Below are 15378 nucleotides of genomic sequence, written 5' to 3'. Positions count from 1 at the left end.
AATTACAGATAATGTATAAACTTTTTTCTTAATTTATGAATCAAATAATAAATCACATCCTTTTGAGTAATAGGAACTAGTACTAGTATATTAAGTTCAGGAAAATAATTGCAGATTATTTAAACTATTTAATTTAGCATTGTAATTAACAGTTCCGTTCAACGTAAAAGTTAAACGAATAAGTGTATCATTACACACACAACTCAGTACGGGTGAAGTGCTATCCATCATTTGAACATGTATTTTAAAATATGTATGATAATTTATACAAGCCAAACTTGAGGAGTGAGATCTTGAAAAAATATGTACCATTTATATTAAGCATTTTTCTTCTTGCAGCATGTGAAGAAACGAATAATAGCACAACAGCCGATCAGGATTCTGCAACAGATACAAAGTCTAGTGAAGTAGATACAACAAATTCTCCGAGTAAGGATGAGTCGGGTTCGAGTCAACCGACAGAAGTTTCTTCAACAACTGAAGATTTTCAAAGTATTATTCCGAGCAATTGGGATGTCGATATACCAACTGATTTTCCTGTTTCAAAGGGCAGCTATTTAACAGCGATAACAACGACTGATAGTGATACCATAACATTAAATTTCTATGAAACGCCCTCTAAAATGGCGATAAACGATAAGGCGATTAAACAAGATGGGACTTACATCGGTCAATTAACAATTACCAATTACGATTCAAAGGATTTGGCGAGTGATGAGATTGATCAAACCGTTTTCGATAGTGGACAAGCTGTCGATTTAGGATATGGAATTACAGGTTACCAGGATGCGGGAGCTGGCTCTCAATTTACTAGTTGGAATGAAGGGCGCTGGGCAATTATTGCACGGTCATTGACGGAAAAAGCTGAGGAAAGCTTGCTCACAGCAAAGGAAACAGTCGAATTTTTAGAAACGAATATGCTTCCGGTACCAAAAGATTATGGTTATTTACATGTAGATGCCGAACAAACAGGCACAATGGCGAAATGGCAAAAGGAAAATTATTTATACACAATGACGGATTTTGGTGAAGATACATTACCTTGGATTGTGAAGTTTAAATAAATATTTATACGCATTTAAAGAGCAAATTTTCTACGCTTCGAACAAAAATAATTTGATACGAAATCTGTTAAGAAACCCGGAAGTTTTCATTCTTTTGGGTTTCTTTTTTTTATTAAAAGTCCAGTTTTTAAAATGAAAGCGCTTTAAAATTTCTCGCATATATAAACCGTTAGATTCATAACGTGTTGTAACTGAGTATTCTATAAAATTGTGAATATTATTTAACAATTTCGTACTCAAATAATTTCATTTACAAGGAGATGTTATTAATGGATTTTACGCTAAATGATGAACAAAAAATGATTCAAAAAACAGTAAGAGATTTTGTGAATAAAGAACTGAAGCCTTTGGAGCAAGAAGTATTAAAAAATGAAAGGGAAGGCAGACCTGGTATCTCTAATGAAAAAATAAAAGAATTAAGAGAAAAGGCAAAGGCAATTGGATTTTGGGGTATTAATACGCCTGAGGAATACGGTGGGGCAAATTTAGGGCCAATTATGTCAGTGTTAATTGCAATGGAATTAGGAAGAACTTTTGTACCGTTTAACTTTGGTGGTTCTGCTGATAATATCCTTTATTTAGGTAACGAGGAACAGAAACAGAAATATTTAATCCCTACTATTAATGGAGAAAGACGTTCTTGCTTTGCTTTAACCGAACCTGATGCGGGATCAGATGCAAGAGGTATTCAAATGAGAGCGGTTAAAGATGGTGACCATTGGGTGTTAAATGGTGAGAAAGTATTTATTACAAATGGAAATGAAGCAGACTTTGCCATGGTATTTGCAGTGACAGATAAAGAAAAAGGTGCGAATGGCGGAGTAACTTGTTTCCTTGTAGATAAAGAAATGGGTTGGAAGTCGGAATATATTTACACAATGGGCGAATGGGGACCAGCAACATTAGTATTTGATAACGTTCGTGTTCCTGAAGAAAATATTTTAGGAGAACTGGGTCAAGGTTTTAATTTAGGTATGCAGTGGATAGGCCAAGGGAGATATATGATTCCTGCGGGTGCAATCGGTGCTGCAGAACGCTTATTGCAAATGGCCATCGACTATTCAAAAACACGAGTTACTTTTGGTAAACCTATAGCAGAACGTCAAGCAATCCAATGGATGATTGCAGATTCAGCAGTTGAAATTGAAGCAGCAAAATGGATCGTATTTAGAGCTGCGTGGATGGCTGAAAATGGTATGGATCCACGTCATCAATCATCTATGGCAAAACTAAATGGCGCAATTATGGCAAATCAAGTGGTCGATCGTGTTCTTCAGATCCATGGTGGAATGGGATATACAAAGGAATTACCGATTGAACGCTGGTATAGAGAATTAAGATTATACCGAATTTTCGAGGGAACAGATGAGATTCAGCGCAGAACGATTGCAAGAAATTTATTGAAAGGTCATGCAAAAGTTGGAGAGTTACTTTAATTAAGGCAGCTTCTACTCATATATTTCTTTAACATACTAACTAGTCAGTTATTATGCGGTAGTAATACTAACCGGTTAGTTAATAAGTGTGGTTCTAGATGAATAGTTAGTTTGCCAAATCAAAAATTTAATCCGAAATAGTGTGGGTAGAATAACAATTATCATTACTATATTTTCAGATTAAAGTAAATGCCAGCACCGCCTTGCGCTTCGGCTCTTCCGATGGAGGCAAAACCGCCTCCATGTCAGAGTCTCCAACTTGTGTCAGGGCTAAGCGAGCGTTCCCCGCTTTTCAATTAAATTGAAAGAAGATGAATATAGATGATGGAAAGGAAGGCGTTCTTTCTACTAGGATTCATAATGTTTTTAACGATGACAGGTTATGGAATAGTACTTCCTACATTACCATTCTTAGCAGATGATTTGGGGCTTTCATCAGTTCAAATGTCATCGTTAATCATAATTTGGGCAGTTTCCCAGTTAATTACTGCACCGATATGGGGTCGTTTAGCTGACAAAATAGGGAGAAAACCCGTTCTAATGATTGGCGTATTTGGCTTTGGTGTAGCTTTCCTTTTACTAATTTTGGCTCAAAATTATTGGCAATTGCTTTTAGTTCGATTAATTGGTGCAGCAATATCGTCTGGTACTCAAACTGCAGCTTTTTCGATGGTAGCTGATCACACTAGAAAAGAGTTTAGAAATCAAACCATCGCGAAAATGGGAGCAGTGAATGGACTTGGCTTTTTGTGTGGTCCAGCTATTGGAGGGTTATTTTCTCCCTTTGGAGTCGTAGTACCTTTTATTATTGCAGGATCACTAGCTTTAATAACTCTACCTTTTGCCCATTTTTACATCCGAGATTCGATAAATAATGATAATAAAGAAACTCAGAATACTTTTGCAGGCAATAATGAAACAGTTTCCTTTTGGAAATCTATTACAATGGTTACGAAAAACGGATATTGGAATCATTATATGATCATACTTGGATTGTCCATTGCAGCTTCGAGTTTTTTCGGTCTACTTGGATATTATCTAATAGCAAAATTTGAAGCTACCCCAATCTTTGTAAGTATGGCCTTTAGCGCACAAGCTGGAACTTCTGTCTTGGTACAATTCTTTTTACTAAAAAAATGTTATGAATTATGGGATGAAGATACGATTACAAAAATTGGCTTATCCTTTACGGCAATTGGCTATTGTTTAATTAGTTTTGCGCCATTAATATGGGTAGCAATTTTAGGATGTGTTTTTACTGGTTTTGGGCAATCATTGGTTCGGCCGACTACTATAGCGATGTTATCAAAACGTACTGAGATGGGGCGAGGTATTACATTAGGCCTCCAAGAATCAATGGATAGTTTAGGGAGAATACTTGGACCTCTTTGGGGGGGCTGGGTATTCATATATCTCGTATCGGCTCCATTTATAACTTCTGCTGTCATAACAGTAATTCTATTAGGTATTGCATTTTTGATAACTTACCAACAAAAAATTGAAATATCTCTACACAAAGATACTAGTAACTCATAATCGGAACTATTGGTCTTAAAATGTAAGCGCTTTAATGCGAAAAATACTATGAAAATAGTAAATAAAAGTTAGGAGGGTAACATGTTACTAACTGAATTATTGGGTGGAAATATTGAGAATTTTGGTGAGTATAACCTTCTGTATTTCTATGATAAAACTTATACAAATACTGAAACGGAAATTATTTGTAAGAAAGTTTCTAGTCTTGTCCATTCTCTCGGAGTGGAAAAAGGAGATCGGGTGTTAATTTGTATGCCAAATTGTCCCGAAGTTATTTTCTCTTACCAAGGAGTATTAGGAGTTGGTGGCATCATTGTACCAGCTATGTATCTTTTACATGAAAATGAAATCAACTTTATTTTAAAGAATTCTGAAGCAAAAGTTATTATTACATCATCTGTTCTATTGCAAAAATTAAAAAATGCATCCAGTGATTTATCTGTTAAACCGAAGATTATTTGCATTGATCAACCAAGAGAGGAAGATATACAGGAAGAGTTTCAAATCATTGAATGGAAAAAAGCCCTTTCTAATATATCAGTTTATGAAAATACTCCTTTAGAGTTAAAAGAATCAGATGTTGCCGTCATCCTTTATACATCCGGCACTACAGGTATACCGAAGGGAGTTATGTTAACGCATAGAAATCTCTACTCAAATTCAATGTCAGGATTAAAACTTAGAGCGGAGGACGAAATAAGAAGTACTACTCTAGGTGTACTTCCTCTAGCCCATATTTATGGTTTTGGCATTATGAACAGTATGTTTTTGCTAGGTAGCTCAGTTGTTATTTTTGATAAATTCGATGCCGAAGAGGTATTTAAGGTTATTGAAAAATTTAAAGTGAAATCCTTTGCTGCTGTCCCGGCTATGGTGCATGCGATGTATTATCATCCGAATGCCTATAAATATGACTTATCTAGTTTAGAAACAGTTGGATCGGGGGCTGCTGCACTAGCAGTTAGCTTACGTCATAAGTTTAAAGAAAAATTTGGGGCTGAGGTAAGAGATGCGTATGGACTTTCTGAAGCATCGCCAGGAGTTGCTACACAACGTAATGATATGCCGATTAAAGAAGGTTCTGTAGGAGTACCAATGCCAGGTGTAAACATTAAAATCGTGGATGAAGATGGGGATGAAGTACCAGTTGGGGATGTCGGCGAATTATTAGTACAAGGCGATAATGTAACGCCTGGTTATTTTAAAAATGAAGAAGAAACAAAAAAGGCACTACAAAATGGATGGCTTCATACAGGGGATATGGCAAAAGTGGATGATGAAGGCTATCTGTACATTGTAGATCGTAAAAAGGATTTAATTATTCGAGGCGGATTTAATATTTATCCGAGGGATTTAGAGGAATTGCTAGTTAAACATGAAGCTGTTTTGGAAGCTGCGGTGATTGGTGTTCCTTCCGAAAAAATGAGTGAAGAAATTGTTGCTTGTATTGTGAAAAAGCCCGATGCAGAAGTAAGTGCTAGTGAATTAATCGGATACTGCCAACAAAATTTAGCTAAATATAAGACACCTCGTCATATTGAATTCATTCAGGAACTTCCGAAAAATGGTGTTGGGAAAATCATGAAAATTAAGCTGAGAGAACAATTTGCTAACCTGATATTAGATTAATATAAGTAGTTTAATTGAAAGGAGGCATTCGAATGACAGGAAAAAATGACACACTACTCCAAGTAGAGGAAATGCAGACGGTTTTTAAGACAAGAAAAGGTAACCTAGAAGCTGTTGATGGTATTTCATTTAATATTGCTAAAGGTGAAACAGTTGCAATCGTAGGTGAATCAGGTTCTGGTAAAAGCGTATCGGCACTTTCAATTTTACGTTTGTTGGATAGTAATGGAGAAGTTACTTCCGGGAAAATCCTGTTTAATAATTTAAATTTAAAAGATATAAGTAATGATGAAATTCGAAAAATTCGAGGAAATGAAATTGCCATGATTTTTCAGGATCCGATGACATGCTTAGACCCTGTATACACAATCGGTGATCAGATTACCGAAACGATTAAAATTCATGAAACACTTAGTAAAAATGAATTGCAGGAACGAGCACTAGAACTATTAAGGTTAGTTGGACTTCCGGACCCTGAGAGCCGTATTAATGCCTACCCACATCAATTATCGGGTGGTCAAAGACAAAGAGTAATGATTGCCATAGCTCTTGCATGCAGACCTAGTTTAATTATTGCAGATGAACCTACAACAGCTCTTGATGTGACTGTCCAGGCACAGATTCTGCAATTACTGAAAGATTTGCAAACCCAGTTTGGAACAGCGATTATCCTTGTTACACATGATTTAGGTGTTGTAGCGGAAATGGCGGATAAAGTAGTTGTTGTCTATGCGGGGCAGGTTGTAGAACAGTCGAATGTGAAGGATTTGTTTAATAAACCTCAACACCCGTATACAGAAGCATTAATGAAAAGTATTCCAAAAATTGATACAAGTAAAGAACGTAAACTGCTCACGATAAAAGGAAATGTTCCAAGTTTAACAGAAATTCCAGCTGGTTGCCGATTTCATCCAAGATGTCCTTTTGCTACTGATAAGTGCAAAAGTGAGGAACCACCATTTTTTAAATTAGCAAATGGTCGAGAAAGCAAGTGTTGGATTGCAGATCCTAACCTGACAGGAAATTGGGAGGGGCCAATTTTAACGGAAGAAAATGAGCCAGTCTTTGAGCTCAATCAACATTTAATCAGTAAAAAGAATTTATTGGAAGTAACAGACTTAAAAAAATACTTTCCTATCACAAAAGGAATACTGTCAAGAACAATCGGACACGTTAAGGCAGTGGATGGTGTAACACTGAATATTCACAAAGGTGAAGTTCTTGGTCTTGTAGGTGAATCCGGCTGTGGTAAATCAACTGTTGGAAGATTAATAACAGGTCTTATTGACTCAACGGATGGGGAAGTAAGTTTTGATGGAAAACAATTATCAAATATTAATAGAAAAGAGAAAAAAGTTCTGAGGAAGCGGGTTCAATTTGTTTTTCAAGATCCTTATAGTTCTCTAAATCCGAGGATGACCATTCTCGATATTATTGGGGAACCATTAGAAGTGCACAATCTAGCAAAAGGAAGTTCAAAGCGTCAACGGGTAGGAGAGCTGCTTGAAATCGTAGGACTATCTAAAAATGATATGAATAAATTTCCTCATCAATTTTCAGGAGGTCAAAGGCAAAGAATTGGTATAGCAAGAGCTTTGGCAACTGAACCAGAACTTCTGATTTGTGATGAGGCAGTGTCCGCATTAGATGTTTCTGTTCAAGCCCAAATTTTAAATTTATTAAAAGATCTTCAGTTGAAACTAGGGTTATCTTATTTATTTATCTCTCATGATTTAACGGTAGTCAAATATATTTCAGATAGAATAGCTGTCATGTATTTAGGAGAAATTGTAGAAGTGACCGATTCACAAACTTTATTTACAGAACCGCTCCATCCATATTCAAAGGCACTTATTTCCGCTGTGCCAAATCCTAATCCGAATATTAAACCAGATCGAATTATCCTAAGTGGTGAAGTACCAAGTCCATCAAATCCTCCAAGTGGCTGTAAATTTCATACGAGATGTCCTTTTGCAATGGATCTTTGTAAAATAGAAAAACCTGAACTAATGGACATTACAGAAGGTCATACTGTTGCCTGTCATTTCTATAAGGAGGTGTCACACATATGATTGACTATATTGTTAGGCGCTTAATTTTTGGGATATTCGTACTATTAATTATGACAACCTTCATTTTTATCATTATGAGAGCGGTACCTGGTGACGTTGTGACCCTTCAGTTGGCTAACTCTGGTGCAACAACTGAACAAATGGCTGCATTGAAAGCTGAAATGGGTCTAGATAAAAGTGTTTTCGGTCAACTAATAGATTGGGGTAAAAATGCGCTTCAAGGAGATTTGGGTAGTTCTCTTTGGTCAGGTAAGGAAGTATCCCAGATTATATTAGACAGACTTCCCGTAACTATACAACTAGCGCTAATGGCAATTGTTTTAGCCATCATTATCGGTATTCCGATTGGAGTTATTTCCGCTGTTAAACAAAATACATTTATAGATCATTTTTTAAAAGTAATTTCAATTGGAGGATTATCTATTCCAAGCTTCTGGCTGGGACTTATCTTATTAACTGTATTATCACTGTCTTTCAATTGGATTCCACCACTTGGTTATCAATCATTCGCAGAAAATCCTATTGTTAATCTACAGCAAATGTTCTTACCCGCAATTTGTCTAGCAATTACACTGAGTGCCAGTATTGTTCGTATGACAAGATCGGCTGTCCTTGAAGTACTGCATTCGGAGTTTATCAGAACGGTGCGGGCAAAAGGTGCGAAAGAAGCGGTTGTAATATTCAAACATGCCCTTAGAAACTCGTTGATTTCGGTTATTACTTTAATTGGTTTACAAATTGGATATCTGCTTGGAGGAACTGTAGTACTGGAATCAATTTTTGCACTCCCAGGTCTAGGCAGTTTGATTTTTGAAACTGTATTAGTGAGAGATTATCCAGTTGTTCAGTCAACCGTACTGGTCTTTGGAGCGATGTTTTTATTAGTAAATTTAATAGTGGATGTGATGTACGGTTGGGTAGATCCACGAATTAGAACTAAATAAAAAATGCCTCAATATTCTTGTTTCAAGAAAAGGAAGTGATTCATTTGTCTCAAATACAAATAGACTCTGAGTTGCCAAAAGAGAGTATAAAGGCGAGCAGGAACATACACTTGAAAAAATTTAAAGAGGATTGTAAACGCTTTATTCAAACACAAAAAATTGGCTTTATATCTCTTTTAATTATTCTTTTAGTTTTCGCCGTCGCTGTATTTGCACCTTTCATTGCACCGTTTGACCCAATTAGTCAAGATCGTACAGCATTTTTGGCAGCACCAAACTCACAACATGTGATGGGCACTGATGATTTAGGACGTGATGTGTTTAGTCGTCTAATTTTTGGTTCACAAATATCGTTACTTGTTGGAATTGTAACAGTTGTTATTTCAATTGTATTAGGAACATTAATTGGAATGATTTCTGGATATTTTGGTGGGGTAATCGATTTAGTAATTCAAAGAATAATGGATGCAATTATGTCAATTCCAGCTTTAATTCTTGCTTTGTTTATTGCGGCTTTATTGGGACCTGCCATCCAGAATGTAATTATAGCTTTGGTGATTATCGAGATACCTCGTTTTGCTAGGATTGTTCGAGGGGAAATGATGAGAATCCGTGAATCTAATTATGTAGAAGCGTCTCGTTCGGTCGGTGCAGGTTCATTTCGAATCATTATGAGACATGGATTGCCGAATATGATGGCACCAATCATTGTCATGGCAAGTCTTGCTTTTGGTCAAACAATTATTGCTGAAGCATCACTTAGTTTTCTTGGAATAGGAACTCCACCACCGAATCCATCCTGGGGGTTAATGTTGAGTGATGCGAGTAGATACATGGAAAGTGCACCATGGCTCGTGCTTTTCCCTGGTTTAGCCTTATGTATACTAGTTTTGGCATTTAACTTATTTGGAGATGCACTTCGGGATTTCCTTGATCCTAAAATGTCTTAGGCAGTTAATAACAATTTTCCCTTAGGAGGAAATACTTATGGATAAAAAACTGAAATCCATAATCTATGTGTTCGTTTTAGGATTATTAGTACTAGTAATTAGTGCTTGCTCCGCTAACGAATCATCAGATGAAAAGCCAGATGACAATGATGGAGGTGGGTCAACCGCACCGAAAAGTGGTGGAACCTATACCATTCTTACACCTGCAGATCCTGATATGCTCGATCCTCATCGTCAGTCATCAATTTATACACATATGCTTGCAGGATTAGTTTATAACAAGCTAGTTACTTATGAAACAGGACCGGATGCTGCTTATACAGATTATAATGTTGTGCCGGATCTTGCAGAGCGTTGGGAAGTATCTGATGATGGAAAGACTTATACGTTCCATCTTCGAGAGGCATATTGGCATGATGTAGAGCCGGTAAATGGCAGACAGTTAACGGCAGAGGACGTTGTATCGACAATGGAAAGAATCATCAATTTGCCTGGTCATCAAGCAGCATTATTATCTGTAGTAGAAAGTATCGTGGCGCAAGATGATCAAACAGTAGTCTTTACATTAAAACAGCCATTTGCTCCGTTTTTAAATTTCATGGCAAACCATTTCATGTGGATTTTACCTAAGGAAGCGATTGATGGGAAAGTTGATTTAGCAACTGACGCCATTGGAACAGGTCCATTTGTGTTAGAAAAATGGGAAGATAACGTGCAGGCTACTTACAAAAAAAATCCGAATTATTATGAAGAAGGCAAACCGTATTTAGATGAAATTATTTATAAAGTCGTACCGGAACAGGGCTCACGGATAGCAGCATTTCGTACAGGTCAGGCAGATTCTATAGGTGGACTATCCCCTGAAGAAATAACACAATTACAAAAAACAAATCCAAATATCAAAATTTTTGAAGCTCTGTTTGCTACGCAGGAACAGTTGTATATGAATATGGAAAGAGAACCTTTTACGGATTTACGGGTACGGAAAGCCATTAGTATGGCTGTTGACCGAAAATCAATGGTTAAGGCTATCTACGGCGGCGGTGAAACGAGTGGACCAGTCAATCCTTCATTAGGTGATTGGGCCTTACCTTTAGAAGAGAGAGAAAAATTATTATCATATAACCCAGAAGAGGCAAAAAAGCTACTGGCAGAGGCTGGGTATCCAAATGGTTTTGATACGACCATGATGGTAACAAATGGCTACGGAGAACAACTTGTACGTGTCGCACAATGGGTTGCGGAAGATTTAAGAAACGTGGGTATTAATGTCGAAATAGAGTTGGTTGAATATGCTGCTTACTTTTCGGAAAAATGGCCGAATGTCGATTATGACATGGGTGTAGGCTACCAAACATATTTCCAGGAGCCGGATGAATGGCTTCGTACACAACTACACACAAATGGTTCCAGAAACTGGTATAACATCAGTGACCCTGAATTAGACAAAATGCTTGATGAACAGAGAACAATACTGGATGTAGAGGAAAGAAAAAAATATGTCTATGATATTCAACGCTATGTTTTAGAAAATGTAGTCAATCCAATTCCAATCACTACTTATTATACGAAGACTCCGATACAGCCTTATGTCAGAGATTCATATCCACATGCTTCCTACGGATACGGCTATTTAAAAGATATTTGGTTGGATAAATAACATATTAATCATTTTAGAAGGTTGGATACTATTTGTGTTAAAAATATATCGTCACATGGAAGGTATGTGAGAAAAATTCCGATAAAAGAAGGAATGAGTACTTTGCAAAGGATAGAAAAAATAGAGTTAACAACCAACTTCCCGATTGGTCCGGTAAATTCATATGTTGTGTTTGGAGAGAAGTTAACCCTTATTGATGCCGGCCTAAAAAATAAACAGGGCTGGGATGATTTCAATAATGGCCTGCATCGACTAGGTGTTGAAATAACCGATCTTGAACAAATTGTATTAACACATCACCATAATGATCATACAGGTCTTGTCGACTGGATTTTAGAGAAGAATCCTACTATTAAGATTTTTGCGCATAAAGATACTGAAATGATTTTAAAGGATGAAAGCTATATAGAATGGAGCTCTGAATTTTTTCACAACTTATTCATAGAATTTGGTTTAACAGAAGATATGGCTATCAAGTCAGCGTTTCGAAAGGGACACCGGGATTACTTCCAAAATGCATCTGTTCATGAGGTACTAGAGGAGGGAGACATGGTACCGGGTTTACCCTCATTTCAAGTTATAGAAACGTTAGGTCATTCACAGGATCATATTTCTTTTTATTGCGCAGATGAGCAACTGTTCGTTTGTGGAGATCACATTATCAAAGGGGTCCATGGTGGAATGTGGATGGATGCACCTAAACCCGGAAATAAGCGTGCAAAACCCTTAATCCAATATTTAAAAAATTTAGAAAAGTGTAGGAAACTTTCTGCCAACTTTACTTTTTCAGGACATGGCCCGATTATTTCCGATTTAAATGGAGCAATTGACGGACATATAAGCAATATAGAACATCGTGTAAGTCGTGTGATCAATACACTAAAAAAAGCAAATGGTGCTGCAACCGGAATTGAAATTATACAAGACATGTACCGGGGAAGGTATGAGAAAGCTGTAATTACATTTTTGTTTGAAATTATAAGTGTACTGGATTTATTAGAAGAACGGAATATTGTCATTTCAGAAAAACAAAATGGAGTATTTAAGTACCGATTAGTAAATAATTAGTGAAAAAAGCATAATGTTTCGTTTGACTGAATAATTCTTTAAAACTACTAATAAAATGTTAAGACACAAAATTTTAGTAGATAAGGCAGGAGGAATTTATTTGACTGGAAGATTTGAAAATAGAGTTGCATTTATAACTGGTGGTAGTCGCGGTATAGGGAAAAGCATTGCAGAAACTTTTACTGAAGAAGGAGCAAAAATAGCCATAATTGATATTGATACGGAAGCATTACAAAATGTACAGTCTGAATTTAAAGAAAAAGGATTCGACATTTTAGCTCTACAGGCAAATGTTGTGAATTCACATGAAGTTGAGGCCGCGATGGAACAGGTTATGAAGGAATATGGATCAATTGATATTTTGGTTAACAATGCAGGCATTATCCGCGATAACTTACTATTTAAAATGACAGATAATGACTGGGATCAGGTAATCGATGTTCACTTAAAAGGTGCCTTTAATACAACGCGTGCAGCACAAAAATACATGGTTCAGCAGAAGTATGGAAGAATTATTAATATTTCTTCAACTTCAGCATTAGGGAACCCCGGGCAAGCAAATTATTCAACGGTTAAAGCCGGGTTGCAAGGTCTGACAAAAACACTTGCGAGAGAATTCGGGAAATTTGGCATTACTACAAATGCAGTTGCACCTGGTTTTATCGAGACAGATATGACGAAAGCTACTGCAGAGCGAATCGGCGTACCTTTTGAAGATTTCCTAAAGGCAGGTGCCAGTAAAATACCTGTTGGCAGAGTTGGAAAGCCTAGAGATATCGCAAATGCAGTTGCTTTCTTTGCCGATGAAAATTCCTCATTTGTAAACGGGCAAGTACTCTATGTAGCTGGCGGACCGACAAATTAAAGAGGAGGAATGAAGTTTTGTATACAGAGTATATTGGACTAACTTCTAATAAAGTGAGAAATGTGATTGAAAGAGAGCTTGTAAGAAGATTTGCTGAATCCATTGGAGATAATCATCCAATCTATACTGATGAAGAGATTGGTAAACAATCACGATATGGTACAAATATTGCTCCACTTACATTTCCTAGGGTGCTAAGATCTGGCCATATCGATGGGCTCAAATTACCGTTAAAAGGATTAATACATGGTGAACAAATTTATCATTATGAACGACCTCTTTTGGTTGGAGAGGAAGTCTATTGCTACTCGAAAATAGAAGATTACTATGAAAAAGAAGGCAGTACCGGAAAAATGGGCTTCCTGAAGATGACACGGTATGGTGAAGACAGAGATGGGAGATTAATCTTCACTGAAGAGTCGATCACAATCATCACGGAAACGGTAAGGAGGTCCTTAAACGTATGAAAGTTTTAGCGGATATAAGAAAAGGTGAATCTCTTGAAACGACACTAGAACCAGTATCGAGAATGGATTTAATCAAGTACTCAGGTTCTTCCGGTGATTTTAATCCGATTCATACAATTGATGAAGAAGCTAAAAAAGCTGGTCTACCAGGAATTATTGCTCATGGTATGTGGACGATGGGCAATCTTTCGAAGCTATTTACGGCTTATTATGAAGAGGGCTATATAAAAGATTATAATATTCGATTTTCAGGAATGGTGTTTTTAAATGACGTTCTTACTTTAAAAGCCGATTTAGTGGATAAAGTGGATCAATCACTAATCTTTGATGTGAAAGCTATAAACCAGCATCAAAAAGCTGTGGTTAAGGGAAAATTAATATTTGAACGTTATTAATTAAAGGGTTTGTCTCGATTTCAAATAGGATAGGGGCAGGGGCAAATCCTTTATATATAAACTGATAATAAGGAGACCATATATGAAAAGAGATGCTGTCATTGTATCAGCTGTTCGTACGGCAATTGGAAAACAAGGTGGGGCATTAGCAAGTCTTCCTGCTCATCTGTATGGAGGGGAAGTAATTAAAGAAGCAATCAAGAGAGTGAATCTTAATCCAGAAATGATAGATGATGTGATTTTAGGAAATGTTTTAAGTGGTGGCGGCAATATTGCTAGATTAACAGCTTTACAGGGCGGTTTATCTGTCAACATACCGGGGTTAACCATAGACAGGCAATGTGGTTCAGGTATTAATGCAGCTGCATTAGCTGCCCAAGCGATACAATCTGGTGCAGGTGATATATATGTTGCCGGGGGGATTGAAAGCATGAGCCGCGCACCATATCAATATGAGCGTCCAGAACAAGCATACAGTTCAATCCCGCCAAGGTATCGTAAAACATTACTTGCTCCTGAAGAAATCGGAAACCCGGGCATGGGAACTACTGCAGAAAACCTTGCAAAAAAATATGATATTACAAGAAAGGAACAAGATGAGTATTCATTAAGAAGTCAACTAAGAATGGCAACTGCAATTAATGAAGGGCGTTTTGATGAACAAATAGTTCCAATTAGTATCCCTGTTCGTAAAGGTGAGCCGATTCTTTTTAACAAAGATGAGCATCCGCGTCCAAATACAACGTTAGCTGCATTGGCAAAGCTATCGCCGGCTTTCCAAAGAGATGGAACAGTCACAGCAGGTAGTAGTTCCGGACTGAATGATGCAGCATCAGCAATGGTCATTATGTCTCGAGAGAAGGCTGATGAATTAGGGATTCAACCATTAGCCACGATTAAAGGATCAACCGTTGCAGGAGTAGACCCTAATATCATGGGAATTGGTCCCGTACCGGCAACGAAAAAATTATTAGAGAAGTTGAATCTTTCTTTATCCGATATGGACATTATTGAATTGAACGAGGCGTTTGCTGCACAGGTAATCGCCTGTGACCGGGAATTGGGAATAGATCCGGAAAAACTAAATGTTAATGGCGGAGCAATTGCACATGGGCATCCATTAGGTGCAACAGGCGCAATTTTAATAACAAAAGCTGTATATGAATTGAAACGATCGGCTGGGAAATTCGCCCTTATTACAGCTTGTATCGGTGGAGGCCAAGGAATCTCTTTAGTAATCGAAAGGGAGTGAACTAAAATTGTAAAAAAATAATGACTTGAGGAGTAAATTA

At 37.1% G+C, this 15378-nt stretch carries 13 protein-coding genes; all 13 read left to right on the top strand.

Annotated features, from left to right (window positions below):
• The first annotated feature begins 293 nt into the window (after positions 1 to 293).
• Positions 294 to 1064, top strand: coding sequence for a hypothetical protein (locus MKX73_RS17575; RefSeq protein WP_340718568.1), 771 nt, complete (start codon positions 294 to 296; stop codon positions 1062 to 1064).
• 269 nt (positions 1065 to 1333) lie between these two features.
• Positions 1334 to 2500, top strand: coding sequence for an acyl-CoA dehydrogenase family protein (locus tag MKX73_RS17570; RefSeq protein WP_008404007.1), 1167 nt, complete (start codon positions 1334 to 1336; stop codon positions 2498 to 2500).
• Between the two features lie 321 nt (positions 2501 to 2821).
• Entirely contained in the window at positions 2822 to 4036 is a 1215-nt protein-coding gene (locus MKX73_RS17565) for an MFS transporter (protein ID WP_340718567.1), read from the top strand.
• Between the two features lie 81 nt (positions 4037 to 4117).
• On the top strand, positions 4118 to 5665 hold the full coding sequence (locus MKX73_RS17560) for a class I adenylate-forming enzyme family protein (protein ID WP_340718566.1): 1548 nt from the start codon (positions 4118 to 4120) through the stop codon (positions 5663 to 5665).
• A 32-nt stretch (positions 5666 to 5697) separates the two neighbouring features.
• A complete protein-coding gene (locus tag MKX73_RS17555) occupies positions 5698 to 7737 on the top strand; it encodes an ABC transporter ATP-binding protein (protein WP_340718565.1) in 2040 nt (679 codons plus the stop codon).
• Positions 7734 to 8681 (top strand): ABC transporter permease, encoded by a 948-nt coding sequence (locus MKX73_RS17550; protein ID WP_340718564.1) that lies wholly within the window; start codon positions 7734 to 7736, stop codon positions 8679 to 8681. Before MKX73_RS17555 ends, MKX73_RS17550 begins: the two co-directional genes overlap by 4 nt.
• A gap of 110 nt (positions 8682 to 8791) precedes the next feature.
• Positions 8792 to 9631, top strand: coding sequence for an ABC transporter permease (locus MKX73_RS17545; protein WP_082990822.1), 840 nt, complete (start codon positions 8792 to 8794; stop codon positions 9629 to 9631).
• A 37-nt stretch (positions 9632 to 9668) separates the two neighbouring features.
• Positions 9669 to 11291 carry an ABC transporter substrate-binding protein gene (locus MKX73_RS17540; protein WP_340718563.1) on the top strand — a complete coding sequence of 541 codons (1623 nt, stop codon included), beginning with the start codon at positions 9669 to 9671 and terminating at the stop codon, positions 11289 to 11291.
• Between the two features lie 66 nt (positions 11292 to 11357).
• Complete coding sequence (locus tag MKX73_RS17535) at positions 11358 to 12359, top strand: MBL fold metallo-hydrolase (RefSeq protein ID WP_340718562.1); 1002 nt, start codon at positions 11358 to 11360, stop codon at positions 12357 to 12359.
• Between the two features lie 100 nt (positions 12360 to 12459).
• A complete protein-coding gene (locus MKX73_RS17530) occupies positions 12460 to 13224 on the top strand; it encodes a beta-ketoacyl-ACP reductase (RefSeq protein WP_340718561.1) in 765 nt (254 codons plus the stop codon).
• 17 nt (positions 13225 to 13241) lie between these two features.
• Positions 13242 to 13691 (top strand): MaoC family dehydratase N-terminal domain-containing protein, encoded by a 450-nt coding sequence (locus tag MKX73_RS17525; RefSeq protein WP_340718560.1) that lies wholly within the window; start codon positions 13242 to 13244, stop codon positions 13689 to 13691.
• Positions 13688 to 14086, top strand: coding sequence for a MaoC/PaaZ C-terminal domain-containing protein (locus tag MKX73_RS17520; RefSeq protein WP_340718559.1), 399 nt, complete (start codon positions 13688 to 13690; stop codon positions 14084 to 14086). Before MKX73_RS17525 ends, MKX73_RS17520 begins: the two co-directional genes overlap by 4 nt.
• Positions 14087 to 14168: 82 nt before the next feature.
• Positions 14169 to 15338, top strand: a complete 1170-nt coding sequence (locus MKX73_RS17515; RefSeq protein ID WP_340718558.1) for a thiolase family protein — start codon at positions 14169 to 14171, stop codon at positions 15336 to 15338.
• The last annotated feature ends 40 nt before the right edge of the window (positions 15339 to 15378 follow it).

This window comes from Solibacillus sp. FSL W7-1436 (assembly GCF_038007305.1).
GTDB lineage: Bacteria > Bacillota > Bacilli > Bacillales_A > Planococcaceae > Solibacillus.
Note: the sequence above shows the minus strand (reverse complement) of the source record. Positions and strands in the feature narration are given on the sequence as shown.

Excerpts from the sequence above, each read along its gene's own strand:
- MKX73_RS17570 (WP_008404007.1), top strand. The coding sequence starts at position 1,334 with ATGGATTTTACGCTAAATGATGAACAAAAAATGATTCAAAAAACAGTA.
- MKX73_RS17565 (WP_340718567.1), top strand. The coding sequence starts at position 2,822 with ATGATGGAAAGGAAGGCGTTCTTTCTACTAGGATTCATAATGTTTTTA.
- MKX73_RS17560 (WP_340718566.1), top strand. The coding sequence starts at position 4,118 with ATGTTACTAACTGAATTATTGGGTGGAAATATTGAGAATTTTGGTGAG.
- MKX73_RS17555 (WP_340718565.1), top strand. The coding sequence starts at position 5,698 with ATGACAGGAAAAAATGACACACTACTCCAAGTAGAGGAAATGCAGACG.
- MKX73_RS17550 (WP_340718564.1), top strand. The coding sequence starts at position 7,734 with ATGATTGACTATATTGTTAGGCGCTTAATTTTTGGGATATTCGTACTA.
- MKX73_RS17540 (WP_340718563.1), top strand. The coding sequence starts at position 9,669 with ATGGATAAAAAACTGAAATCCATAATCTATGTGTTCGTTTTAGGATTA.
- MKX73_RS17520 (WP_340718559.1), top strand. The coding sequence starts at position 13,688 with ATGAAAGTTTTAGCGGATATAAGAAAAGGTGAATCTCTTGAAACGACA.
- MKX73_RS17515 (WP_340718558.1), top strand. The coding sequence starts at position 14,169 with ATGAAAAGAGATGCTGTCATTGTATCAGCTGTTCGTACGGCAATTGGA.